21 protein-coding genes are annotated in these 24,273 nt (G+C 66.4%); 6 read left to right on the forward strand and 15 right to left on the reverse strand.

Features of this window, described 5'->3' with window-relative positions; all coding sequences use genetic code 11:
- The first annotated feature begins 4 nt into the window (after positions 1–4).
- Positions 5–787: an enoyl-CoA hydratase/isomerase family protein gene (locus GY40_RS19195; RefSeq protein ID WP_248311220.1), complete on the forward strand. Its 783-nt coding sequence runs from the start codon at positions 5–7 to the stop codon at positions 785–787.
- 24 nt (positions 788–811) lie between these two features.
- Here GY40_RS19195 and GY40_RS19200 read toward each other — a convergent pair whose 3' ends face one another.
- Positions 812–2,137 (reverse strand): MFS transporter, encoded by a 1,326-nt coding sequence (locus GY40_RS19200; protein WP_038365584.1) that lies wholly within the window; start codon positions 2,135–2,137, stop codon positions 812–814.
- 181 nt (positions 2,138–2,318) lie between these two features.
- Between GY40_RS19200 and cyoA the strand changes: the two genes are divergently transcribed.
- From cyoA to GY40_RS19225, 5 genes are read left to right on the forward strand one after another with little or no spacing between them, the layout of a single operon-like run.
- A complete protein-coding gene (cyoA, locus tag GY40_RS19205; protein ID WP_081925532.1) occupies positions 2,319–3,398 on the forward strand; it encodes a ubiquinol oxidase subunit II in 1,080 nt (359 codons plus the stop codon).
- A 49-nt stretch (positions 3,399–3,447) separates the two neighbouring features.
- On the forward strand, positions 3,448–5,448 hold the full coding sequence (gene cyoB, locus GY40_RS19210) for a cytochrome o ubiquinol oxidase subunit I (protein ID WP_038365585.1): 2,001 nt from the start codon (positions 3,448–3,450) through the stop codon (positions 5,446–5,448).
- 3 nt (positions 5,449–5,451) lie between these two features.
- Positions 5,452–6,093, forward strand: coding sequence for a cytochrome o ubiquinol oxidase subunit III (gene cyoC / locus GY40_RS19215; protein ID WP_197062780.1), 642 nt, complete (start codon positions 5,452–5,454; stop codon positions 6,091–6,093).
- On the forward strand, positions 6,090–6,485 hold the full coding sequence (cyoD, locus tag GY40_RS19220) for a cytochrome o ubiquinol oxidase subunit IV (RefSeq protein ID WP_038365587.1): 396 nt from the start codon (positions 6,090–6,092) through the stop codon (positions 6,483–6,485). The genes cyoC and cyoD overlap by 4 nt, the downstream gene beginning before the upstream one ends.
- A gap of 10 nt (positions 6,486–6,495) precedes the next feature.
- Positions 6,496–7,248: an SURF1 family protein gene (locus tag GY40_RS19225; protein WP_051988290.1), complete on the forward strand. Its 753-nt coding sequence runs from the start codon at positions 6,496–6,498 to the stop codon at positions 7,246–7,248.
- Between the two features lie 149 nt (positions 7,249–7,397).
- Here the strand turns inward: GY40_RS19225 and GY40_RS19230 are convergent, their stop codons facing one another.
- The 14 genes from GY40_RS19230 to GY40_RS19295 form a co-directional block, all read right to left on the reverse strand.
- Positions 7,398–8,777, reverse strand: a complete 1,380-nt coding sequence (locus tag GY40_RS19230) for a M20/M25/M40 family metallo-hydrolase (protein WP_038365960.1) — start codon at positions 8,775–8,777, stop codon at positions 7,398–7,400.
- Between the two features lie 159 nt (positions 8,778–8,936).
- Positions 8,937–9,701, reverse strand: coding sequence for an SDR family NAD(P)-dependent oxidoreductase (locus GY40_RS19235; RefSeq protein ID WP_038365589.1), 765 nt, complete (start codon positions 9,699–9,701; stop codon positions 8,937–8,939).
- Positions 9,698–11,410, reverse strand: a complete 1,713-nt coding sequence (locus tag GY40_RS19240) for an SMP-30/gluconolactonase/LRE family protein (protein WP_038365591.1) — start codon at positions 11,408–11,410, stop codon at positions 9,698–9,700. The genes GY40_RS19235 and GY40_RS19240 overlap by 4 nt, the downstream gene beginning before the upstream one ends.
- Before the next feature lie 2 nt (positions 11,411–11,412).
- Positions 11,413–12,399, reverse strand: coding sequence for an NAD-dependent epimerase/dehydratase family protein (locus GY40_RS19245; protein ID WP_038365593.1), 987 nt, complete (start codon positions 12,397–12,399; stop codon positions 11,413–11,415).
- Between the two features lie 13 nt (positions 12,400–12,412).
- Positions 12,413–13,522 carry an ABC transporter ATP-binding protein gene (locus GY40_RS19250; RefSeq protein WP_038365595.1) on the reverse strand — a complete coding sequence of 370 codons (1,110 nt, stop codon included), beginning with the start codon at positions 13,520–13,522 and terminating at the stop codon, positions 12,413–12,415.
- Positions 13,523–13,530: 8 nt separating this feature from the next.
- Positions 13,531–14,361: a carbohydrate ABC transporter permease gene (locus tag GY40_RS19255; RefSeq protein ID WP_038365597.1), complete on the reverse strand. Its 831-nt coding sequence runs from the start codon at positions 14,359–14,361 to the stop codon at positions 13,531–13,533.
- Between the two features lie 10 nt (positions 14,362–14,371).
- The gene (locus GY40_RS19260) at positions 14,372–15,277 is read right to left on the reverse strand and encodes a carbohydrate ABC transporter permease (RefSeq protein WP_038365599.1); all 906 of its coding nucleotides are present in this window, start codon (positions 15,275–15,277) and stop codon (positions 14,372–14,374) included.
- A gap of 198 nt (positions 15,278–15,475) precedes the next feature.
- The gene (locus GY40_RS19265) at positions 15,476–16,693 is read right to left on the reverse strand and encodes an ABC transporter substrate-binding protein (RefSeq protein ID WP_248311228.1); all 1,218 of its coding nucleotides are present in this window, start codon (positions 16,691–16,693) and stop codon (positions 15,476–15,478) included.
- Positions 16,694–16,797: 104 nt separating this feature from the next.
- Positions 16,798–17,967 carry a mandelate racemase/muconate lactonizing enzyme family protein gene (locus GY40_RS19270; RefSeq protein WP_038365603.1) on the reverse strand — a complete coding sequence of 390 codons (1,170 nt, stop codon included), beginning with the start codon at positions 17,965–17,967 and terminating at the stop codon, positions 16,798–16,800.
- A 4-nt stretch (positions 17,968–17,971) separates the two neighbouring features.
- Positions 17,972–18,898 (reverse strand): dihydrodipicolinate synthase family protein, encoded by a 927-nt coding sequence (locus GY40_RS19275; protein WP_038365963.1) that lies wholly within the window; start codon positions 18,896–18,898, stop codon positions 17,972–17,974.
- Positions 18,899–19,458: 560 nt separating this feature from the next.
- Entirely contained in the window at positions 19,459–20,190 is a 732-nt protein-coding gene (locus tag GY40_RS19280) for an ABC transporter ATP-binding protein (protein WP_038365605.1), read from the reverse strand.
- A complete protein-coding gene (locus tag GY40_RS19285; RefSeq protein WP_038365607.1) occupies positions 20,177–21,958 on the reverse strand; it encodes a branched-chain amino acid ABC transporter ATP-binding protein/permease in 1,782 nt (593 codons plus the stop codon). The genes GY40_RS19280 and GY40_RS19285 overlap by 14 nt, the downstream gene beginning before the upstream one ends.
- Positions 21,955–22,830 (reverse strand): branched-chain amino acid ABC transporter permease, encoded by an 876-nt coding sequence (locus GY40_RS19290; RefSeq protein WP_038365609.1) that lies wholly within the window; start codon positions 22,828–22,830, stop codon positions 21,955–21,957. The genes GY40_RS19285 and GY40_RS19290 overlap by 4 nt, the downstream gene beginning before the upstream one ends.
- 174 nt (positions 22,831–23,004) lie before the next feature.
- Positions 23,005–24,159: an ABC transporter substrate-binding protein gene (locus GY40_RS19295; RefSeq protein WP_038365612.1), complete on the reverse strand. Its 1,155-nt coding sequence runs from the start codon at positions 24,157–24,159 to the stop codon at positions 23,005–23,007.
- Between the last annotated feature and the right edge of the window lie 114 nt (positions 24,160–24,273).

The following is a 24,273-nucleotide window of genomic DNA, read 5'->3' on the forward strand; positions in this document are numbered from 1 at the left end:
CGGAGTGAGCGAAGACATTCTCTATGCGGTAGAGGGCGGGATCGGGACGATCACGCTCAACCGGCCGCAAGCGCGCAATGCCATGACCTTCGCCATGTATGAGCGGCTGGCCGAGATCTGCCGCGATCCGGTGGCCCATGGCGACCCGCGCGTCATCATCGTGACCGGCGCCGGCGACAAGGCTTTCGCCTCGGGCACCGATATCGCGCAGTTTCGTTCCTTTGCGAGCGCGGCGGATGCGCTGGCCTATGAGGAGCGGATCGAAGGCGTGATCGATGCCATCGAGCGCTGCGCCGTGCCGACGCTGGCGGCGATCTCCGGAGCCGTCACCGGCGGTGGGGCGGCCATCGCGCTCGCCTGCGATCTCAGGATCGCGACGGTGACGGCACGCTTCGGCTTCCCGATCGCGCGCACGCTCGGCAACAGCCTGTCGATGGCGAATTATGCCCGGCTCTTCGCCCTGCTCGGCCCGGCGCTGGTCAAGGACATCGTCTTCACGGCGCGGCTCGTCGAGGCGGAGGAGGGGCGCCGGGCCGGGCTCTACAGCGAATTGCTGCCGGATCATCCCGCGCTGATGCTGCGGGCGGCCGAACTCGCCACGACCATCGCCGGGCATGCGCCGCTGACCATGCGGGCGACCAAGGAGGCGATGCGGCGGCTGACGGCCGCCACGGCGCAAGCTGTCGCCGGCGAGGACCTGGTCACGCTCTGCTACACGAGCGAGGATTTCCGGGAAGGCATGGAGGCCTTCCTCGCCAAGCGTCCCCCGGTCTGGCGGGGGCGCTGAGGCACGCGGCGGAGGACGCTTCGTTCAGCCGTAGCGGGCTTCCAGCCGCCGGTCGAACCAGAGCGCGACGAGCGTGCAGATCACGCCCGAGAGCAGATAGAGCCCGACCCAGGCGAGGCCGAGCTTGCTGGAGAGCGTCAGCGCCACGAGCGGCGCAAAGCCGGCGCCGATCAGCCAGGCGAGGTCGGAGGTCAGCGCCGCGCCGGTGTAGCGATACTCCCGGCCGAAGCTCGAGGCGACGGCGCCTGCGGTTTGGCCGTAGGAGAGGCCGAGCAGGCCGAAGCCGATGATGACATAGACCGTCTGGCCGGCTTGGCTGTCTCCGAAGAGCAGGGGAGCGATGACGCTGCCCAGGCTGAACAGGCCGATCATCAGGCCGGAGAGGATCAGCGTCCGGCGCCGGCCGATCTGGTCGGCGATCAGGCCCGACGTCATGATCGCCCCGGCGCAGACCACGGCGCCCGCGCCCTGCACGATCAGGAACTCCGAGACCGAGCGGTTGGTGAAGAGGTTGATCCAGCTCACCGGAAAAATCGTGACGATGTGGAAGAGCGCGAAGCTCGCCAGTGGCACGAAGGCGCCGAGGATCAGCGTGCTGCCGCGCTTGCGGACGAGCTGCATGACCGGGCTGGGCATGAGTTCGCGCGTTTCCATGAGCTGCGCGAATTCCTGCGTCGCGACCATGCGCAAGCGAGCGAACAGCGCGACGACGTTGATCGTCAGGGCGACGAAGAAGGGATAGCGCCAGCCCCAGCCGAGGAAATCCTCGGTCGAGAGCGAGCCCTCGAAGAAGGCGAACAGCCCGGCGGCGAGAATGAAGCCGATGGGTGCGCCGAGCTGCGGCAGCATCGCGTACCAGCCGCGCCGGTTCTGCGGGGCGTTGAGCGCAAGCAGCGAGGACAGGCCGTCCCAGGCGCCGCCGAGCGCGATGCCCTGGAGCAGGCGGAAGGTCGCCAGGATGATGCCGGACCAGATGCCGATGGTCTCGTAACCCGGCAGGAAGGCGATCGCGGCCGTCGAGCCGCCGAGCAGGAACAGCGCGGCGGTGAGCTTGGTGGCGCGGCCATAGACGCGATCGATCGACATGAACAGCACGGAGCCGATCGGCCGCGTCAGGAAGGCGAGGGCGAAGATGCCGAAGGAATAGAGCGTTCCGGTCAGCGGGTCGGCGAAGGGAAAGACCAGCTGGGGGAAGACCAGCACGCAGCCCAGCCCGAAGACGAAGAAGTCGAAATATTCCGATGTCCGGCCGATGATGACGCCGAGCGCGATCTCGCCCGGGGTGACGTGATCGCGACCATGTTCGTCGGTCGGATGGCTCGATGCCGGGCTTGCCACATGGGCGCTCATTCGGGGGCTTCCTCGTTCGCGCGGAAAAGGGATAACATTCCCCCGCTCCGGACGCCATGGATGCGGCGGATAAAAGCGGAGCGCCGATCATCTGCCAATGGGACATTCTGTCCTCTGTGCAGTGCAATAGAATGCGATAGAAGGACGGCGACTTTCCGGTCACGGAGGGCTTGGTCTCTTGATGAATCGTCGTTTTCTGGCGCTGTTGCCGCTTTTCGCCCTGCTTGGGGGCTGTCAGGCGGTGCTGTTGTCGCCCTCCGGTGATGTTGCATTGCAGCAACGCAACCTCATGCTGATCTCGACGGGGCTCATGCTGACCGTCATCCTGCCGGTGATGGCGCTGACGGTGTTCTTCGCCTGGCGCTACCGCGCTTCGGCGAAGGCCGAGTACGATCCGGACTGGAATCACTCGCTGCCGCTCGAAGTGGTGATCTGGGCGGTGCCGCTGCTGATCATCGTCATTCTCGGCGCGCTGACCTGGATGGGCACGCATCTGCTCGATCCCTATCGCCCGCTCAACCGCATCAGCGCGACGGCGCCGATCGCGACGCCGCAGGGCGGCGAGGCGCAGGTACGCAAGCAGCCGCTCGTCATCCAGGTCGTGGCGCTCGACTGGAAATGGCTGTTCCTCTACCCGCAGCAGGGCATCGCCTCGGTCAACGAGGTGGTGGCGCCGGTGAACCAGCCGATCGAATTCCGCATCACCGCCTCCTCGGTGATGAACTCGCTCTTCATCCCCGCGCTCGCCGGCCAGATCTATGCGATGCCGGGCATGCAGACCAAGCTCAACGCCGTCATCAACCATGCCGGCGATTTCGAGGGCTTCTCGGCGAACTATAGCGGGGAGGGCTTCTCCGGGATGCGCTTCCGCTTCCGTGGTGTCGAAGGCAACGGATTCGAGGACTGGGTGAAGGCTGCGCGCGACAAGGGCGACAAGCTCGGCCGCGAGGAATATCTCGTCTTCGAGCGGCCGAGCGAGCGTGAGCCGGCCCGCCAGTTCGGCAGCGTCGCGCCCGATCTCTACGACGCGATCCTCAACATGTGCGTCGACCGCGCCAAGATGTGCATGCGCGACATGATGGCGATGGATGCCAAGGGCGGCGGCGGCAAGGAGGGCATCTCCACCGTCATGGCGCTCGAATACGACAAGTCGGTGCGCCGGGGCGGCGCGCCCCTGCCGCCGCGGCCCTTCGTCACCGCGATCTGCACGCCGGCCGATGTCTACGGCAAGGGCGGCGTGACAGCCCAAGTCGCGAATTGAGCCGCCAATTGAACGGCCGCCTGGCCAAGCCTAGCGATCCGAGGAAGCCATGAATTCCTATCCCGACTGGTGGAAGCTCGTGTTCGGACGCTTCACGCTCGAGGCGATCCCGTATCATGAGCCCATCCTGCTCGCGACCTTCGCTGGCGTGGTGATCGGCGGCCTCGCGCTCATCGCGCTCATCACCCGGATGAAGGCCTGGGGCTATCTCTGGCACGAGTGGTTCACCAGCGTCGACCACAAGAAGATCGGCATCATGTATATGGTGCTCGGCATCGTCATGCTGCTGCGCGGCTTCGCCGACGCGCTGATGATGCGTGGGCAGCAGGCCATCGCCTTCGGCGCGAACGAGGGCTATCTGCCTCCGCATCACTACGACCAGATCTTCACGGCGCATGGCGTGATCATGATCTTCTTCGTGGCGATGCCGCTGGTCACGGGGCTGATGAACTATGTCGTGCCGCTGCAGATCGGCGCGCGCGACGTCGCCTTCCCCTTCCTCAACAATTTCTCGTTCTGGATGACCGTCGGCGGCGTCGTGCTGGTCATGGCCTCGCTCTTCGTCGGCGAGTTCGCCAAGGTCGGCTGGCTTGCCTATCCGCCGCTGTCGGGGGCCGCCTACTCGCCCGGGGTGGGCATGGACTACTACCTCTGGGCGCTCCAGATCGCGGGCGTGGGCACGACGCTGTCGGGCATCAACCTGATCGCGACGATCGTGAAGATGCGCGCGCCCGGCATGGACATGATGAAGATGCCCGTCTTCACCTGGACGGCGCTGTGCACCAACGTGCTGATCGTGGCGAGCTTTCCGATCCTGGCCGGCACGCTCGCGCTGCTGACGCTGGACCGCTATGTCGGCACCAACTTCTTCACGAACGATCTCGGCGGCAACCCGATGATGTACGTGAACCTGATCTGGATCTGGGGGCACCCGGAGGTCTACATCCTGATCCTGCCGGTCTTCGGCGTCTATTCGGAGGTGGCCTCGACCTTCTCCGGCAAGCGGCTCTTCGGCTATACCTCGATGGTCTATGCGACGGTGGTCATCACCATCCTGTCCTACCTCGTCTGGCTGCACCATTTCTTCACGATGGGCTCGGGCGCCAGCGTGAACTCCTTCTTCGGCATCACGACGATGATCATCTCGATCCCGACGGGCGCGAAGATCTTCAACTGGCTGTTCACGATGTATCGCGGCCGCATCCGCTTCGAATTGCCGATGATGTGGCTGCTCGCCTTCATGCTGACCTTCGTCATCGGCGGCATGACCGGCGTCATGCTGGCGGTGCCGCCAGCCGATTTCATCTTGCACAACAGCCTGTTCCTGATCGCGCATTTCCACAACGTGATCATCGGCGGCGTGGTCTTCGGCGCCTTCGCCGGCATCACCTACTGGTTCCCGAAGGCCTTCGGCTTCAAGCTCGACGAGTTCTGGGGCAGGCTCTCCTTCTGGTTCTGGGTGATCGGCTTCTACGTCGCCTTCATGCCGCTCTATGTGCTCGGCCTGATGGGCGTGACCCGTCGGGTGAACCATTTCGAGGATCCGTCGCTGCAGATCTGGTTCGTGATCGCGGCCTTCGGCGCCGTGCTGATCGCGCTCGGCATCCTCTGCTTCCTCATCCAGATCGGCGTCAGCATCCTGCGTCGCGAGCAGTTGCGCGACACGACCGGCGATCCCTGGGATGGGCGTACGCTGGAATGGTCGACCTCCTCGCCACCGCCGGCCTATAATTTCGCCTTCACGCCCGTCATCCACGACCATGACACCTGGGCCGACATGAAGAAGCGCGGCTACCGGCGACCGCTGACCGGCTTCAAGCCGATCCACATGCCGAAGAACACCGGCGCAGGCCTGATCATCTCCGCCTTCGCGACGATCTGCGGCTTCGCGCTGGTCTGGTACATCTGGTGGCTGGCGGCGCTGGCCTTCATCGCGGTGATCGCGACGGCGATCGCCCATACCTTCAACTATAACCGGGACTTCCACATCCCGGCCGAGGCGGTCCTGCGCGAGGAGAATGCGCGCACCGAGCAACTCGGGCAGGCCTGAGGGATGACGATGACCACGGCGACAGCGCTGGACACCGACAAGGCCGACATCCCGGTCTTCCACGTCACGGAAGACGAGCACGAGCACTCCGGCGGCTCGACCATGCTCGGCTTCTGGATGTACCTGATGAGCGACTGCCTGGTTTTCGCAGTCCTCTTCGCGACCTTCGGCGTGCTCGGGCGCAACTATGCGGCTGGGCCTTCCGGCGCCGACCTGTTCGACCTCAAGCTGGTGGCGGTCAACACCACCATGCTGCTGCTCTCCTCGATCACCTACGGCTTCGCCATGCTGGCGATGGACAAGGGGCGGCAGGCCGCGGTGCAGGGCTGGCTTGCGGTGACCGGCCTGTTCGGCCTCGCCTTCATCGGCATCGAGCTCTACGAGTTCCACCACATGATCCTGGAGGGCGCGACGCCGATGCGCAGCGCCTTCCTCTCCTCCTTCTTCACGCTGGTGGGCACGCACGGGCTGCACGTCACCTTCGGCCTGATCTGGCTCACCGTGCTGATGGTGCAGGTGTCGCAGCGCGGCCTGATCGAGGCCAATCGCCGCCGTCTGATGTGCCTGAGCATGTTCTGGCACTTCCTCGACGTCGTCTGGATCGGCGTCTTCTCCTTCGTCTATCTGATGGGCGTGCTGAAATGAGCGGATCGCAGGACCACTCCGGAGCCCACGCCGAAGCGCATGGCGCCGGCCATGACGATCACGGCGCCTCGCATGCGACGCTGCGCGGCTATCTCACCGGCTTCGTCCTCGCGGCCATCCTGACCGCGATCCCGTTCTGGCTGGTGATGGGCGACGTGCTCGGCAACTCGACCGTGACGGCGCTGGTCGTCATGGCCTTCGCGGCGGTGCAGATCGTCGTCCACATGGTCTACTTCCTGCACATGAATTCGCGCTCGGAAGGCGGCTGGACGATGATGGCGTTGATCTTCACCATCGTCATCGTGGTGATCGCGCTCTCGGGCTCGCTGTGGGTGATGTACCACCTCAACAGCAACATGATGCCGATGGCGCCCGGCGACCACCCGATGTGAGGGTGTCGCCATGGCCGCCCCGGCGCGCGCCGAGACCGGCCGTCCATCGGCGGCACGCCGGGTTGCCCTTCTCGGCCTCATCGGCCTGCTCACCCTCGTCTTCGCAGGGCTCGGCCTCTGGCAGGTCGAACGACGCAGCTGGAAGCTCGATCTGATCGCGCGCGTCGATGCGCGCATCCACGCACCGCCGGCCCCTGCGCCGGGTCCGGAGGATTGGGCCGGCATCGCCGGGGACGAGTACCGGAGGGTCGCGCTGGAAGGGCGCTATCTGTCCGGGCCGGAGACGCTGGTGAAGGCCGTGACCGAGAAAGGGCCCGGCTTCTGGGTTCTGGCGCCGTTCCGCAGCGCGCGCGGCTTCACGGTCCTGGTCAATCGCGGCTTCGTGCCGGAAGACCGGCGCGAGCCAGGAGAACGCAGCGATGCGGCGGCGCGCGGCGAGACGCATCTCGTCGGGCTGCTGCGATTGAGCGAGCCGGGCGGCGGGTTCCTGCGCAGCAACGATCCCGCCGGCGGGCGCTGGTATTCACGCGATGTCGCAGCGATTGCCGGGGCAGGCGGACTCGGCCAGGTCGCACCCTACTTCGTCGATGCGGATGCTGCCTCCGAGCCCGGCCCTCTGCCATTGGGCGGGCTGACGGTGGTCAGCTTCCGCAACACGCATCTGATTTATGCGCTGACCTGGTTCTGCCTCGCGGGGATGAGCGCCTGGGCTGGGCTTTACGTCTTGCGCAGGCGTGCGGAAGAGGAGCCGTCTGCCTCATAGGTTCGAGGTGCTTCCAGGGTGGTTCGGAAACACGCCGTCATTCCGGGCTTGACCCGGAATCCATCGCAGAGCGCGGAGGCCTATGATGGATTCCGGATCGGCGCCGCTTCGCGGCTTGTCCGGAATGACGTGGAAATTTGGGCTGGCGCTTAATCCCGGCTTGGCATCTGCCCAAGCTCGTGCAGCAGCGCAGCACCCGTCCGCAAGCCGCTGTAGAAGCAGTCCAAGGTCATGTTCTCGTTCGGGGCGTGATTGGCCTCGTCATGGTTGGCGTAGGGCGTGACATAGGCCGGGATGCCGAGGATCTTGGTGAAGACGTAGTTCGGCAGGCTGCCGAAGCCGGCCGGGATCAGCAGCGGCTCCTCGCCATGGGCGGCGACGAAGGCACGGCGCAGCGGCGCGGTATAGGCCGAGGCGATCTGCGTCTTCGAGGGCTGCATGCCCATCTCCTCGGCGATGAACTCAACCTCGGGCGCATGCTTCTCCACATGCGCCTTGACCTTGCGCAGGATGTCTTCGGGATCCTGTGCCTCGACGAGGCGGATATCGCACTTCACCAGCGCCTCGTTCGGCAGCACGGTCTTGGTACCCGGCCCGCCATAGCCGCCATGGAAGCCGTTGATCGTCAGCGTCGGCTGGAAGCAGAGGCGGTCGTAGAAGGGGCGGTCGAGCGGCGCGTCGAGCCGGGTGAGGCTCAAGCCCTGCTTGAAGGCCTCGATGTCGAGCGGCAGGCGCTTGATCGCCTCGATATCCTCCGGCGTCGGCGGCAGCACATCGTCATGCAGCCCCTCGATGGTGATCTCGCCATTGGCGTTCTTCATCGTGGACAGCAGGTGGACGAGCGTCCAGATCGGGTTCGGCACGACGCCGCCGAAATTGCCGGAATGGACGTCGCGGCTGGCATGGCGGCAGCGCAGCTCGAAGGAGACGACGCCACGGGAGCCGAACTTGATGCTCGGCTTGCCGCTGGCATGGCGCGGGCCGTCAGCGGTGACGGAGAGGTCGGCCTTCAGCAGATGCCTGTTGGCGCGCGCGAAGCCGGCGATGTTCGGACTGCCGATCTCCTCCTCGCCCTCCAGCAGCAGGATGACGTTGCAGGGCAGCTCGCCATGGACCTTGAGATGGGATTCGATCGCGAGGATCTGGGCGAAGTGCTGGCCCTTGTTGTCGCCGACGCCGCGGGCATAGAGGCGCCCGTCTCGGATCGTCGGCTCGAAGGGCGGCGAAAGCCATTTGTCGAGCGGGTCGGCCGGCTGCACATCGTAATGGCCGTAAAGCAGCACGGTCGGCTTGCCCGGCGCCTTCTCCCAGCGCGCGACCACCATCGGATGGCCTTCGGTCGGCACGAGGCTGGTTTCGAGGCCGATTTTCGTCAGCATGCCCAGCAGCAGATTGCCGACCTCGGTGATGCCGATGTTCTCGGCGCTGATGCTGGGGTGGCGCAGATAGTCGATCAAGCGGTCGAGGAAGGCGGTCCGGTTCGCCTCGATATGATCGAAGACCGCGGCCAATGCGTCGGAGGTAGCCATGAGAATGCGCCTGGAACTCGGGGGAAGCGCCGGCCAGAAGGCGAGGCGCGAGCAGCCGACGACAGCCGGCACACTCAGACTAGGATGGGCCGGCAGGGCGCTCAAGCTCGGTCGGGGCATGGCCGGGGTGCGGCGGCATGCAGCTTCGGCGCGTCGTTGTCAGACGCTCCCTGCGTCGACGATGAAGTTCTGGCCGGTGCACATGCGCGAGGCATTGGAGGCGAGGAACAGGATCATCGCGGCAATATCCTCGGGCTCGATCGCGCCCTTGATCGCCTGCTGCTCCTGGGCCTCGGCCCAGCGCTCGGGCGTCAGGCGCTCGGCGCGCTGGCGCGGCGTCATCACCCAGCCGGGCGTGACGCAGTTGACGCGGATGCGGTCCTTGCCGAGTTCGCGCGCCAATGAGCGGGTGAGGCCGATGACCGCCGATTTCGCGGTGGTGTAGGCGATGAGATCGGCCGAGCGCTTCATCCAGGAGGTCGAGCTCAGATTGACGATCGCGCCGCCACCCAGTGCCGCCATGCCGGGCGCGAGCTTCTGGGCGAGGAACATCATGGGCCGCAGGTTCACGGCGAAACGGTCGTCCCAGTACTCCGGCGTCACGGCAGCGAAGGCATGCCGCTCGTCATGGCCGGCATTGTTGACGAGGATCGCAGCGGGACCGAGCCTCGCCTCGAGGACATCGACGGCGGCCAGGGCAGCCTCGATGTCGCGCAGATCGGCGCAGGCGAAGGCCACATCGGCGCATGTTGCTCGCAATTCGGTTTCGAGCGCCCGGCCGGCATCGATCGCGATGTCGATGAAGCCGACGCGGACTCCCTGGCGGGCCAGTGCGATGACGGTGGCTCGGCCGATCCCGTCGGCCCCGCCGGTGACGAGGGCGGTGCGGCCCTTGAGGTCCGGATAGGTGGCTTCGACCGTCATCCCGCGAAGCTCGTCGAGGGCAGGCCGGGGACCGGCGCGGGCGCAGCGAAGAGGCCGCCGGAGAAGGGCGCTTCCGCCAGCACGCGGGAGGGCAGGCGAATGCGGGCCGTGGTGATGAAGAGGGTCGAAAGATCGGCGCCGCCGAAGGCGAGGCTGGTCGGGCGCGGTACCGGCAGGCGGATATCGCGATCGCGGCGGCCATCCGGGGTGAAGCGGCGCACGCACCAGCCGTCCCAGAGCGCGCACCAGATGAAGCCTTCGCTGTCCACGGCGAGGCCGTCCGGACGGCCTTCAGCCGGGTCGATCTCGGCAAAGATGCGGCGCCTGGAGACGGCCCCCGAGGCCATGTCGAAGTCATAGGCGTAGATGCGGCCGGGCGCGCTGTCGGTGAAGTAGAAGGTGCGGCTGTCGGGGCTCCAGTCGAGGCCGTTGGCGACGCGGAAGCCGCCATCGGCCCGCTCCCAGCTCAGATCGCCGTTGATTCGATAAAGCGAGCCGGTCGGCTTGCTCGCATCGAGGCTCATCGATCCCGCCCAGAGCCGGCCCTGCCGGTCGCATTTGCCGTCGTTGAAGCGGTTGTCAGGCAGGTCGTTTTCCGGGTCGACGAGGGGCGACAAGGCGCCGCTGGCGAAATCGAAGCTTTCCAGCCCTTCCTGCGTCAGCGCCACGAGCCCGCCCTGCCGCCTCTCGATAACGGCGGAGACGAGGCGCGGCAGCTTGACCTCCTGATTGGTCCGCGTCGCCGGGTCGAAGCGGTGGACCGCCGGGGCGAGGATATCGACCCAGTAGAGGCGCTGCTCGGCGGCCGACCAGAGCGGGCCTTCCGCCAGATGCGCGCCCCAGGGCAGCACGCATTCGGCGTCGCTCTCGCTTTGCCGGTGGGCGGGTGAGGGCGGCGCGATGCTGTTGGGCGGAACCGCACCGACATTGCCGGAGATCTGGCGCGCGGCGGCCATCAAGTCGCGGCCTGTCGTGTGGAGGCGATCGTTCGACAGCCGCGTCGAAGGGCCGAACACGCCGATGGCGGCCACCGCTCGCCCGGTATGGTCGAAGATCGGCGCCGCCGCGGAGGACACTCCTGGCAGATGCTCTTCCTGCGAAACGGAGTAGCCGCGCACCTGTGCGAGAGCGAGATCAGCGAGGAGCGCGTCCTCCGTGGTGATGGTCGCAGGAGTGTACGATTCGAGCGTGATCGCATCGAGCAACGCCCGGCGTTCATGGGGGGCCGCGAAGGCGAGCAGCGCCTTGCCGCCGGCCGTGCAATGCAGAGGCGCACGGCGTCCCGCCTCGATGCGGAAGCCGAAGGCGCCGCCGCGGCTGCGCTGGTCGATATAGAGCACCTCGCCGCCATCGATGGCGCAGAGCGCGACCGTCTCGCGGGTTTCCTCCGCCAGCCGCTCCAGCATGGGCGCGGCAGCGCCGCGCAGATCGAAGGATTCCCAGACGCGATGGGCGAGCTCGAACAGCCTGTGGCCGAGCCGGTAGGTGTTGTCGCTGTCCTCGTGCCGGATCAAACGGAAGAGCAGCAGCGTGTTGAGCAGGCGGGCGAGCGTGCCCTTGGCGAGCCCGGTCGCCGCCTGCAGATCCTTGAAGCGCGGCGGCGTCGGGTGCTCGCCGATGACCTCGAGCAGATAGAGGCCCTTGGCCAGCGCGGCGGCGCCGACCGGGACGTCGCGCTCTTTCGGGGGCAGGACGCGCTCTTCCTGCATCCTCAACCCACCTTCGTGCGGACCACGCGCGCTGCGGCGGCCTCCGCGATCATCCGCTCGATCGTCCATTGCGGCTCGAAACCCAATTCGGCCCGAATCCGGGCATTCGAGGTTTCGTAGAACACGCCGGAACCGGGCAGGTCGACCGTTTTCAGAGGCAGCCCCGTCGCCTGCGCCATCAGCGGCAAGGCGTCGGCGAAATCGACGGGCGCGGTGGCACCGAGATTGTAAGTGCGCCCCGCCGCCTTCTCGCTCTTCAGCGCGAGCAGGATGCCGTCGACCATGTCGCGGGAATCGGTGATGTGCATGCGGAAGGGCCGGCCGTTCTCGTTGCGGGAGAGCACCAGCGCGGGCGTGCCGTCATCAGCCGCCTTCAGCGCGGCGACCGCCGTCGCGTTGCCGAAGGCTTCCTGCTGACGGATCTTCGGCTGCAGGAAGAAGCGGGGGCCAGAAAAGAAGCTCGTCTCGTCGAGCAGCTCGGCCGCGTCCTGCGTGTGCGAGAAGCGCAGGATCGTCGCCGGAATGCCGGCGCTGCGCTCGGTGAGGCGGATGATCTCCTCGCCGAGCTGCTTGGAGAGACCATAGGCCGAGCGCGGCTTGAGCGGATGGTTCTCGTCGACCGGCAGGTAGTCCGGGACATTCTCCGGATAGACCTCGCCGGAGCTGGCGAAGACGATGCGGGCGGGCTTCACCCCGGCTGCTTCCCCCATGAGGATGCGCGTGCCGTCGACATTGGCGCGGAAGACCTTGTCGGCATCGGCTGTAAGCCAGGACATGAAGGCGCCGAGATGCAGGATCGCCTCGGCATCCTTCACCGCCTCGCGCGCCGCGGCCGGATCGTCGAAGGCGCCGACGATTTCGCGATAGCCGGTCTGGGAGCGCCCCGCGCTGCGCAGGTCGAAGCCGGTGACGGTCTGCCCTTCGGCGAGGAGGCGGTCGATGACGCGGGAACCGATGCGCCCGGCGCTGCCCGTGACGAGAATGGCCATGGCTACGCTGTCCTCAGTTCAGGGCGAGATGCGTCTGGGGATCGAAGAGATGCAGGCGCGCCGGATCGAAGGAGAGCGAGACCGGCTGTCCCTGTGTCACATGGTCGGCGTCCATCACGCGGGCGATGAACTGGTCCGCTCGGCGGTCGTCGCTGCCGGCATCCTTGAGAGAGGTGCGGTTCTCCTCGGCCAGGTCGAGATAAAGGTATTTCTCGCTGCCGAGGCTTTCGACGAGCCGTGGCGTCGCCTCGAAGGTGACGGGGCCGGTTGCGCCTGCGCTGAGATATTCGGGCCTGAGGCCGACGAGCAGCTCGCGGGTGCCGGGCGCCTTCGCCAGAGGCAGTTCGATCTCGCGCCCGAGCAGCCGGGCCGTGCGCGCGCCCGTCAACTCAGCGCGGAAGAAGTTCATGCCCGGCGAGCCGATGAAGCCGGCGACGAAGAGATTGGCGGGCTTGCGGAACATCGTGTCGGGATCGGCGATCTGCTGGATTTCGCCGTCGCGCATGATGACGATGCGGTCGGCCATGGTCATCGCCTCGGTCTGGTCATGCGTGACGTAGATCGTCGTGGTCTTCAGGCGCTGGTGAAGGGCCGAGATTTCGGCGCGGGTGTGGACGCGCAGCTTCGCGTCGAGATTGGAGAGCGGCTCGTCCATCAGGAAGGCCTGCGGCTCGCGCACGATGGCCCGGCCGAGCGCGACGCGCTGGCGCTGCCCGCCGGAGAGCGCCTTCGGCTTGCGGTCGAGCAGATGAGCGACGCCGAGGATCTGCGCGGCCTCGTTGACCCGTCGCTCGATCTCGGCCGCCGGCATGCCGCGCATCTTCAGGCCGAAGCCCATGTTTCGCGCGACGGTCAGATGCGGATAGAGCGCGTAGTTCTGGAAGACCATGGCGATGTCGCGGTCGCCCGGCGCGAGGTCGGTGACGTCGCGCCCGCCGATCCGGACGGTGCCCGAGGTCGCCTCCTCCAGCCCCGCGAGGATCTTCAGCATGGTCGACTTGCCGCAGCCGGAGGGGCCGACGAAGACGACGAACTCGCCATCCGTGATCTCAAGCGAAAAGTCCTTCAGGACCTGCAGCGGGCCGTAGGATTTGGTGACTCGTTCGATGCTGATGCCGGCCATGCGTGAGCTCACTTCTCCGCGCCGGCGGTGAGCCCGCCGACGAGGTAGCGTTCGAGGAAGAGGTAGATCAGGAGGACCGGCAGGGCGACGATCAGCGCCGCTGCCGAGATATCGGCCCAGTTCGAGACATACTCGCCCTTCATCGTGGTCAGGCCGAGATTGGCGGTCCAGTTGGTCTGGGCATTGGTCAGGAAGGTGCGGGCATAGGCATAGTCCGACCAGGACAGGACGAAGCCGTAGAGCGCCGTTGCGGCCAGGCCCGGCGCCGAGACGGGCAGGATGACCCTGACCATCGCGCCGAGCGGAGAGCAGCCATCGACCATCGCCGCCTGTTCCAGCTCGCGCGGGATCGTGTCGAAATAGCCCTTCAGCATCCAGGTGGTGAAGGGCACGATCAGCGTGGCGTGGGCGAGGATGATCGACCACAGGCTGCCGATCATTCCCGTCATCCGGAAAATGCCGAAGAGCGGGATGACGAGCAGCGTCGCCGGCAGCATCTTGGCGGTGAGGATGAAGAGGCCGAGCGACTGGCCGCCGCGCACCTTGAAGCGCGAGAGGCTGTAGCCGGCGAGCACCGAGACCAGCATCGACAAGGTCACCGCGCCCGCCGCCGCCAGCACGGAATTGCCGAGCCAGAGCAGGATCGGCCGCTGCTCGATGATCTCCGCGAAGACGCCCCAGCGCGGGGCTGTCGGCCAGAATGTCGGCGGCAGCGCCCTGAGCTCGGCCGGTGTCGCCAGCGCGGTGACGATCAGCCAATAGATCGGGAAGACCAGGAGCGCGCAGGTGACGATCACCGTCACATAGAGCAGGGCGGCTGCGGGGAGCTTGCGTTTCATCGGCGCCTCCTCAGATGTTCTCGGGCGCCCGGCCCATCAGCAGCCGGCTCGCGATGACGCAGACGATCAGCGTGACCACGCCGATCGCAGAGGCGTAGCCCATCTTGAAGAAGCCGAAGGCCTGCTCGTAGGTCATGATCGAGAGCGTCTGCGTCGCCTTCAGCGGCCCGCCGCCGGTCATGACGTAGATGATCGAGAAGTCGCGGAAGACCCAGAGCATGACGAGGATCAGGGTCACGCCGAGCACCGGCATCAGCGAGGGCAGGGTGATGTTGATCAGCCGCTGCCAGGCATTGGCGCCGTCGACGCGGGCCGCGTTGTAGAAATCCTCGGGGATCGACTGCAAACCGGCGAGCATCATGATCGAGACGAAGGGGTAGCCCTTCCAGACCATGGTGACGCAGACCACGGCGAAGGCGGCCTCCGGCGAAGAGAACCAGCTGATCGTGGTGTCGACGAGCCCGAGCCGGATGAAGACCCAGTTCATCAGGCCGAAGGAAGAATCGAAGATCCAGGCGAAGACCACGACGGCCACGACTTCCGGCACCGCCCAGGGCAGGGCGACAAGCAGGCGCGCCAGCGACTGGCCCTTGAAGCGGTTGTTGACCAGCAGCGCCGTGCCGAGGCCCAGCAGGAAGCAGAAGAAGGAAACGATCACGACGAGCTTCAACGTCGTCCAGCTCGCGTTCCAGAATTCCGGCGAGGTGAAGAGCCGCTCGTAGTTCATCGTCGTGAAGGGCCGCCGCGGCTGGTCGAGCCGGGGGATGCCGACATTCTGGAAGGAGAGATCGACCGAGACGAAGAGCGGATAGGCGATGATCAGCCCAATCAGCAGCACCGCCGGCAACAGCAGGAGGTAGCCGAGCCAATGGCGTCGGCTCGGGCGGGCGAGATCGAGAAAGGCTGATCGGGACATGAGTCGGCTTTCAGGTAGGGAGCATGTTCCGCGACAGACCCCCTCTCCCCTTGCGGGAGAGGGTTGAGGCGAGGGGTCTCTCGACGTTGCCGGCGTGAGTGCCTCGCACGCGCGCTAACGACGCAAGGCGGCGCGACCCCTCATCCGTCTCGGCTTTGCCGAGCCACCTTCTCCCGCAGGGGGAGAAGGGAACGGTTGTCACTGCTGCTGCAGCGTCTCCGCCTTCTTCTGCATGGTCGCGGCCACGACCTTGGGGTCGAGATCCTGGATGATCATGCGCTGGCTCTCCTCCATGACCATCTTGGCGAACTCGTTGAACTGCAGCTCGAGCCCCTTGGGGATCCGGTCGACCTTGGCGTCGGCGGCGGCCTTGGTCGCCTTCACCAGCAGGTCGAAATGCGGCGTCTCCTTGCTGGCACCGGTCGTGTCGGCACGCGGGTCCGGCGGCGGCGAGGCCCCGAGCGTCGCATAGCTCGACTGGAACTTGTCGGAGGTCGCGATCGCGATGAAATCCCAGGCGAGCTTCTTGTTCTCCGGCGAAATCTCGGAGGCGATGCCGAGCACGTTCGAGGAGCCGCCGACCGGCGGGTTGAACGGTACCGTGGTCAGCTTGATCTGGTCCCGGGCCTTGCCCTTCTGGATGATCGGCCAGAGCCAGGGGCCGTCCATCTTCAGTGCGATCTTGCCATCGGCGAAGAGCTGGCGGACCTCGCCGGCGGCGAGGTCGCGCGGCGTCAGGTTCTCCTTGACGATGGTCTTCCAGCGGGTGAGGCCTTCGATCATCTGCGGCGTGTTGATCGTGACCTTGCCGTTCTCGTCGGTCCAGCGCGCGCCGGCGTCGAGCGTGTAGTTCATCATCTCGGACATGTACTGGCCGCCGCCGCCACGGGTCTCATGGCCGGTGCCGAACTGGTCGACGATGCCGTCGCCGTTGATGTCCTTGGTGAGCTTGCGGGCAGCGGTGAGGAATTCCGCGTAGTTCTTCGGAACCTCGAGCCCCTCCTTCTTCAGGAGCTCCTCGTTATAGGCCATGAAGTACCCGAAATAGAGCATCATCACGCAGACATTCTGCTTGTTCCAGGTGCAGGTGTCCTGGCCGGCCCAGCCCTTGAGATCGAGCTTGGCGCTCTTGATGTAGGGGTCGAGCGGCTCCAGCCAGCCATTGGCGGCGAATTTCTGGAACTCGAAGGAGGCGAGATGGACGATGTCCGGCGGCTGGCCGCCGGCGAAGAGCGTCGTCATCGTGTCGGCGAAGGCGCCGCGCTCGACCTTGGTCCACTCGATCTTGACGCCCGGATGGGTCGCCTCGAATTCCTTGATGACCGAGCCCCACCAGTCGCCGGTGCCGCGCTCGTCCTTCTGCCAGGAGACGAATTTCAGCACCTTGTTCTGGGCGAGCGCGGGCAGGGCCGTCATCGTGCCGAGCGTGACGAGCCCGGCGGCGGCGAGCCGCTTCCAGTCCAGCATCCTCATGACGTTTCTCCCTCTCGTTTTTCTGCCGTGTTGTCCGGCGGTTACGGTCAGTGCTTGCGAAGCAGATTCAACGCCTCCTCGGAGGGCGCGACGCCCAGCCCCGGCCCGGTCGGCAGACTGTAGAAGCCTTCGCGGCAATCCATGTCGCCGGTCAGCAGGCGCCGGTTCGGCTCGAAGATCGAGTGCTGGTATTCGTGACAGCTCACCGCCGAGAGCGCGGCGCTCGCATGCAGGCTCGCCGCCATGAACAGCCCCATGCCGATGGTCGCGTGCGGGATCACTGCGAGATTGTGCGCCTGGGCATATTGCCCGATGCGCATGAACTCGGTGACGCCCTTGTGGCCCATCTCCGGCTGGACGATGGCGCAGGCCCGCCGCGCCACCCGTGGCACGAGATCGTAGACCGTGCGCCATTCCTCGCCGGCCGCGACCGGCGTCGAGACGCGGGCGGCGACATGGGCGAGGCCGTCGACATCCTCGGGCTTCACCGGCGCCTCGGCGAACCAGAGGCCGTGCGGCTCCATCGCCCGGATGGCGGAGACGGCCTCCTCGGCGGTGTGGACCCAATGCATGTCGCAGGCGATGCGGGCCTGGGGCCCGAGCCGTTCGCGCAAAGTCGCGATCTCCGCGACATTGCCGTCATCCGCGACGGGCGCCGCGAATTTGAAGCTGTCGAAGCCCTTCGCCTGCCATTCGGCGGCGAAATCGGCGCGCTCGGCCCGGGTGCGCTTGGGCAGGCCCGAGATATAGGCCGGCAGCCGCTCATGCCGCCTTCCGCCGAGCATGGCGACGAGCGGCCGGTCGGCAAGGCGGGCATTCAGGTCCCAGAGCGCGATGTCGATGGCGGCGAGCGCGTCGAGATAGAAGCCGCCGGTATAGCCGCGCACGCGCATCAGGTCGTAGAGGTCTTCGTGGATCACGACGACGTCCTGCGGCGAGCGGCCGATCACGTAAGGGCCGAGCAGATCGTCGATGATCGCGATGGCGGCGCCCGGCGCGACGATGCCGTAGGTCTCGCCCCAGCCGACAAGGCCGCCGCTCGTCTCCAGCCGGACCACGACGGTGCGGTCCATCGTCGGATAGACCGTGCGGTTGCCCTTGCGGACGATGTAGCCCTTCTCGTTGATGCTCTCGCCGGGGCGCGGATCGCCGAGATAGACGGTCTCGCGCGGGATGGTCAGCGTATAGACATCGACCTTGGCGACACGCTCAGCCATGGCGCTATTCCGCTGCCTGAAGCGAGGCCGCCGGAGCAAGCAGGTCCGCGATCCGTCCGAGCCAGGCGTCGATCTCGGCCCGGTCGACCGCGTCGATGGCCGGGAGCGGCGCTCGGCAGATCTGGTTCGACAGGATGCCGCGGCGGGTCAACACGTATTTGGTGAAGGCCATGCGCAGATTGGCCTGGATCAGCAGCAGCGGCAGGGTGCGCATATAGAGGTTGCGAGCCGTCTCGACCGCCCCGCTGCGGAAAGCCCGGTCGAGCGCCGCGTGGATATCGGCGAATTCGGCCGCCGGCATCGCGCCGCAGGCGCCGCGGACATATTCGTCGATGATGTAGCGGGCGCCGCCGCCGCCGATCACGCCCTTCAGATGGGCTGGCTTGCCTTTCAAGATCGCCGTGATCGCCGGCCCGGCGGGAATCGTCTCTTCCTTGAGATAGGTGATGGCCGGGTTGCCGCGGACGATCTCCAGCAGCACGTCGGGCTTGAGATCGGAGCCGCGCGGGGCGGGCGCGTTCTGCAGGACGATCTCGATCCCCGGCACCGCATTCGCGATCTCGCGGTAGAACGCCGCCACGGCTGCCCCATCGATGCCGACGGATTTCGGCGCCTGGATCATGACATGGCCGATGCCGAGCGCCTGTGCCTGCCTGGCATAGCCGATGGCTTCCGCCGCAGACGGCGCGCTCGCGCCCGCGACCACCGGCACGCGCCCCGCGACGGTGCGGACGACTTCGCGGAGCAAGATCTCCCGTTCTTCCGCCGAGAGATTGTCGACCTCGCTGGCGAAGCCCGGAAACACCACGCCCGCCGCACCGGCCCCGAGGGCGAAGGAGGTCACGCGCCCCAGTGCTGCGGGGTCGATCGTGCCATTGGCGGCAAAGGGGGTCGGCAGGACGGGAAGAATGCCTGCGAGAGCTGCTGTCATCGAATGGTCCAATATATGGATCAATTGTTTTCTTATTTGGATCATACGAAGCGAGGCCATGAAGCGTCAAGCGCGGAAATGCCACCGCGCAGCAAGCCGATGCGCCGGCCGGCTGTCCGGCAGCTGTCCATGCGTGGAGCTATTGGCTGGAAGAAGCGCGCAGAACCACGTCGTCATCCCCGGGTTTGACCCGGGATCCATGCCAGAGCGCCTGGAAGGTTCAGGATGGATTTCGGCTCTCTGCATCGCAGCGGCCGGGATGAGCTGCGCTCCGACGAGAGGGAGCGCGCGAAGGAGCTGCGCGCTCAAGCGCTTATGCGTTCAGACGGTCGACCGGCGGGGAGGGCGATTGTTTGGAGATAACGGAGCGTTTGTCGCGCAGCTCCCATCATTCGGGACGAGCCGCTTCAGCGGCGCCGATCCGGAATCCATCCTGGAACGCAGCGCTCGACGATGGATTCCGGGTCTCCACTACGCTGCGCCCGGAATGACGGCACATTGTCTGACCGGAATCAGTCGGTGATCCGGAGGCTTGAGGGCCCTGAACGTGGCGGCCGGACTCAGGCCGCAGCCGTTCGTCCGCCGAGATAGGCGGCACGGATTTCCTCGTTCGACCAGAGCTGGTCCGGCGTGCCCGAAAGCACGAGCTTGCCGGTTTCGAGCACATAGCCGCGATCCGCGACCGAGAGGCCCATCCGGGCGTTCTGCTCGACCAGCAGCACGGTCGTGCCCCGCCGCCTGATCTCGGCGATGATCGCGAAGACCGCCTGGACGATGACGGGGGCGAGGCCGAGCGAAGGCTCGTCGAGCAGCAGGATGCGCGGCTTCGCCATCAGCCCGCGCGCGACCGCCACCATCTGCTGCTGACCGCCCGAGAGCGTCCAGCCGAGCGCATTGGAGAAGCGGCGGATGTCGGGGAAGAGGTCGAACATCTCGTCGGCCTCCCGCTTGATCTCGGCGGTTTTCATGCCGCGCCGGTTGGAAGCCCCGAGCATGATGTTCTCGCGCACGCTCAGGCCCGGAAAGACGCGGCGGCCTTCCGGAACATGGGCGATGCCGCGGCGGACGATCTCCTCGGGCTTCAGCCCGACGATCGACTGGCCCTCGAAGAGGATGTCGCCCGAGGCCGGCTTCGCGAGGCCCGAGATGGCGCGCAAGGTGGTCGACTTGCCGGCTCCGTTCGAGCCGAGCAGCGTCACGACCTCGCCGGCCTCGACGATGAGCGAGACGCCGTCGACGGCTTCGACTTCGCCGTAGCGGACGACGAGCGATTTGAGTTCAAGCAGCGACATCGGGACCCGTCCCCAGATAGGCGGCGATCACATCGGGGTGTTTGAGCACGTCGGCCGAATAGCCGTCGGCGATGCGGCGGCCGAAGTTCAGCACGGTGATGTGCTGCGCGACCTCGCTCACCAGCGTCATGTCGTGGTCGATGATCATGATGGTGAGGCCGCGCGCCGAGATGCGTTTAAGCAGGTTGCGCAGCTCCACCTTCTCCGAAGAGTTGAGGCCCGCGCCCGGCTCGTCGAGCAGGAGCAGGACGGGGTCGCCGGCCAGCGCCCGGGCGATCTCGACCGCGCGCTGATGGCCGTAGGAGAAGCTCGCCACCACCTCATTGGCGCGGTCTTCCAGGTCGACGAAGGCGAGAGCCGCCCGGGCCCGCGCCACCACGGCTGCAGGATCGTTCGCGACCGGGTTTCCGGGCCGTTCGGCACCGACCATGACGTTTTCCAGCGCCGTCATCGAGCGCCAGAGGCGGATGTTCTGGAAGGTGCGGCCGAGCCCGGCCTTGGTGCGGGCGTGCGGCGGCAGGTTGGTGATGTCCTGCCCGTTGAGGGTGACGGTCCCGGCCGTGGCGCGGTAGAGGCCGGAGAGGACGTTCAGCGTCGTGGTCTTGCCTGAGCCGTTGGGGCCGATCAGCGCATGGACCCCGCCGCGCCTGATCGTCAGATCGACCTCGTCGACCGCCTTCAGCCCGCCGAAATGCTTGGAAAGGCCGCGCACCGCCAGGACGGTCTCGGAGCCCTCGCCGCCGCCCGACAGCGGAAGCGCCAGGCCGGAGCTGACTGGGAGGACGGCGCGCTTGAAGCGGTCGAGCCGGCCGCGCAGATAGCCCCAGATGCCGTCCGGCATGAACAGCACGATCAGGATCACCGCCGCGCCGTAGATGGCGAGATAGAGACCGGGAATGCTCTTGAGGAAGCGCAGCCATTCCGGGATCAGGATCAGCAGCCCCGTGCCGATGACGGCGCCGATCGGCGAGGCGACGCCGCCGAGCAGCACCATGGTGAGGAACACCACCGATTCGGCGAAGGAGAACTGGTCCGGGCTGACATAGGAGAAGCCGCCGGCGAAGAGGCCGCCGCCGATGCCGCCGAGGACGGCGGACAACGCGAAGGCCGTGACCTTGGTCCGGTAGACGTCGATGCCGGCGACGCCCGCGGCGAGCTCGTTGTCGCGCACGGCCCGCATGGCGCGGCCCAGCCGCGTGTCGCGCAGGCGCCAGACCAGATAGCCGAGGATGCCCAGCACCGCGATGCACAGCGCGAGATAGGCCGAGCCGTCGCTGAAGAGAGGCGGGCGCGGGATGGCGCGGACACCGTCGGGCCCCTTGGTGACGGGGATCCAGTTGATCAGGACGAGGGTGACGATCTGCTGGAACGAGATCGTCACCATGGCGAGGTAATGGCCGCCGAGCCTGAGCGTCGAGGCGCCGAGCAGGGCGCCGAAGCCGGCGGCTATGCCCGTGCCGATCAGGAGGCAAACCCAGAAGTTCAGGCCGTAATCGGTCTGGCCGAGGCCGACCGCATAGGCGCCGAGCCCGAAGAAGGCGGCCTGGGCCAGATTGATCTGGCCGCAGAGCCCGAGCACGATCGTCAGGCCGAGCACGGCGACCGCGTAGGTGGTCGCCTGCATCGAGATGTTGAGGATATAGCCGGTCTTGGGGACGACGATGGCGAGCGTCATCGCGACCAGGACGAGCAGGACATAGGCCGGGACGCCCCAGCGCAGGCGGGGGCGGATATCGCCGGCGGTCGCGGTGGTTTCGGTCGTGCTCATGCTTTTTCCGCCACGCGCTCGCCGAAGATGCCCTGCGGCCGGAAGATCAGGAAGGCGATCAAGACCAGGAAGGCGAAGCCGTCCTTGTAGGGCACCGAGATGTAGGCCGCCCCGAAGGTCTCGATGACGCCGAGCGCGAGCCCGCCGATGATCGCCCCGGTCACGTCGCCGAAGCCGCCGATGATGGTGGCGGCGAAGGCTTTCAGCGCGATGGTCGCGCCCATGCCGATCGAGACGAAGAGGACGGGCGCCACGAGAATGCCGGCGATGCCGCCGATCACGGCCGAGTAGATGAAGGTGATCATGATCATCACCGCCACGGGGATGCCGAGCAGCGAGGCCATCTCCTTGTCCTGCGAGGTCGCCTGCAGCTTCTTGCCGAGCAGCGTATGCTCGAAGAACCAGTATTGCAGCGCCACCAGCAGCGCCGTCACGACGATGATGAGCAGATACTGGTTGTCGAGATAGACCGGGCCGAGCATGAAGCCGGGCGTGTCGAACCAGCCCGACAGCACCTCGGGCTCCGGCCCATGGATCGCCAGCGTCGTGTTGGCCATGAAGATCGAGGCGCCGATGGTCGAGATGATGACCGGCAGATAGGTGCGGTGGCGCAGCGGATAGTAGACCGCGCGATTGAAGACCGCGCCGAGCGCCGCCATGCCGAACAATGAGACGATGAAGGCGAGCCAGTAGGGCAGGCCGATCTTGACCGAGAAGACCACCATCAGGAAGGCCGCCACCATGGAGAACTCGCCCTGGGCGAAGTTCACGACGTTGGTGGCCCGGAAGATCAGGACGAAGCCCAGCGCGACCAGCGCATAGACCGAGCCGATGCCGATCCCGGTGAAAAGAAGCTGAAGAACGAGATCCATCTGTCTACCGCGCTGGCGTTGAAGCGATCGGTTCTCCGCGGTGAACGGTCTGGCCGTTCGCCGCGAAAGGCGTGACATGCGATGCGTCGGGCGTTGCCAAGCGGGGCTCGCGATCCGAGCCCTGCTTGGCGGCCGGCTTCCTGGCAGGAGCAGGGAAGCCGAGCTGCCTGCGGATCAGCCGAGATTCGGCGTGAAGTCGATCCGCTTGTCGAACTTGATCTCGCCCTTGTCGTTCTTGACGATGTTGTAGCCGTGCAGGCCGTCACCGTTCTTGTCGAAGTTGTATTCGCCCTCGGCGCCCTTGTGGCCGCGGATGGCAAGCATCGCCTCGCGAACCTTGTTGGGCTCGGTGGAGCCGGCCTTGTTCATCGCCATCGCCAGGCAGGTGACGGCGTCGAAGGTCCAGGACGACTGGTTGTCCGGCGCGACCTTGCGCACCTCGCGATAGGCCTTGCCGAAGGCCTTCGAGGCGTCGCTCGAATCCTCGGCGTAGTCGGCCACGCCATAGGTGTTGTAGAGTGCCGGTCCCGCGAGCTTCAACGCCGAGACGTTGACGATCGACGGCGAGCCGACCCAGGGGATGTTGACGCCGAGCTGGCGTAGCTGCCGGGCGAAGATGCCGAGATCGGTCTCGAAGGTGAAATAGGTGCCGAGGATATCGGCGCCGGACTGCCGCACCGCCAGCACGACCGGCGTGAAGTCCTGGCTCTGGTTGGCATAGCCCTGGTCGAGAGCGAGCGTGGCGCCATTGTCGGGCAGGGCCTCGGTCAGCGCCTTGGCACCGGCCGTGCCGAAGGCATCGGTCGAATGGACGATCGCCCATTTCTTTTTGCCGAGTTCCTTGCTGCCGTATTGCGCGATCACCTTGCCCGAATAGGAATCGTTCGGGCGGAAGCGGAAGAGCCAGGGATTGCCGAGCTTGGTCAGGTTCGGGTCGGTGCCGCCGAAGCCGACCGGCTTGCCGATCTTCAGCATGTCGGGCGCCATGGCGTGCATCTGCGTCGAGCGGATCGAGCCGAGGAACGCAACGATGTCGGGCTGGCTGGCGAGCTTGGAGAAGGCGAGCACCGCACCGGGGTTGGTGGTCTGGTCGTCCTCGAAGATCAGCTCGAGCGGCTTGCCGAGTACGCCGCCGGCCTTGTTGACCTGCTCCAGCGCGATCTTGGCGCCGGTCTGGGCGAAGGAGCCGGATTCGGCGGCCGCGCCTGTCATCGGGACGACCATGCCGATCTTGACGGTGGCACCCTGGGCGTAGGCACTGCGTATGACGGCCGGAGACACAATGGTGCCGGCAAGAGCGGTCGTGAACCCGCGACGGGTCAGGTGCATCGCTATCCTCCCAATTTAATGGATTAGATCGGATCTAGCCGCCCGATTGCCACCATGATGAATCATCTGCGCGCCGGTCTAAACCGCGTCTCTCCTCATTCTTTAGTCTATGCC

The organism is Allobosea sp. UNC402CLCol (assembly GCF_000745475.1).
Lineage (GTDB): Bacteria > Pseudomonadota > Alphaproteobacteria > Rhizobiales > Beijerinckiaceae > Allobosea > Allobosea spartocytisi.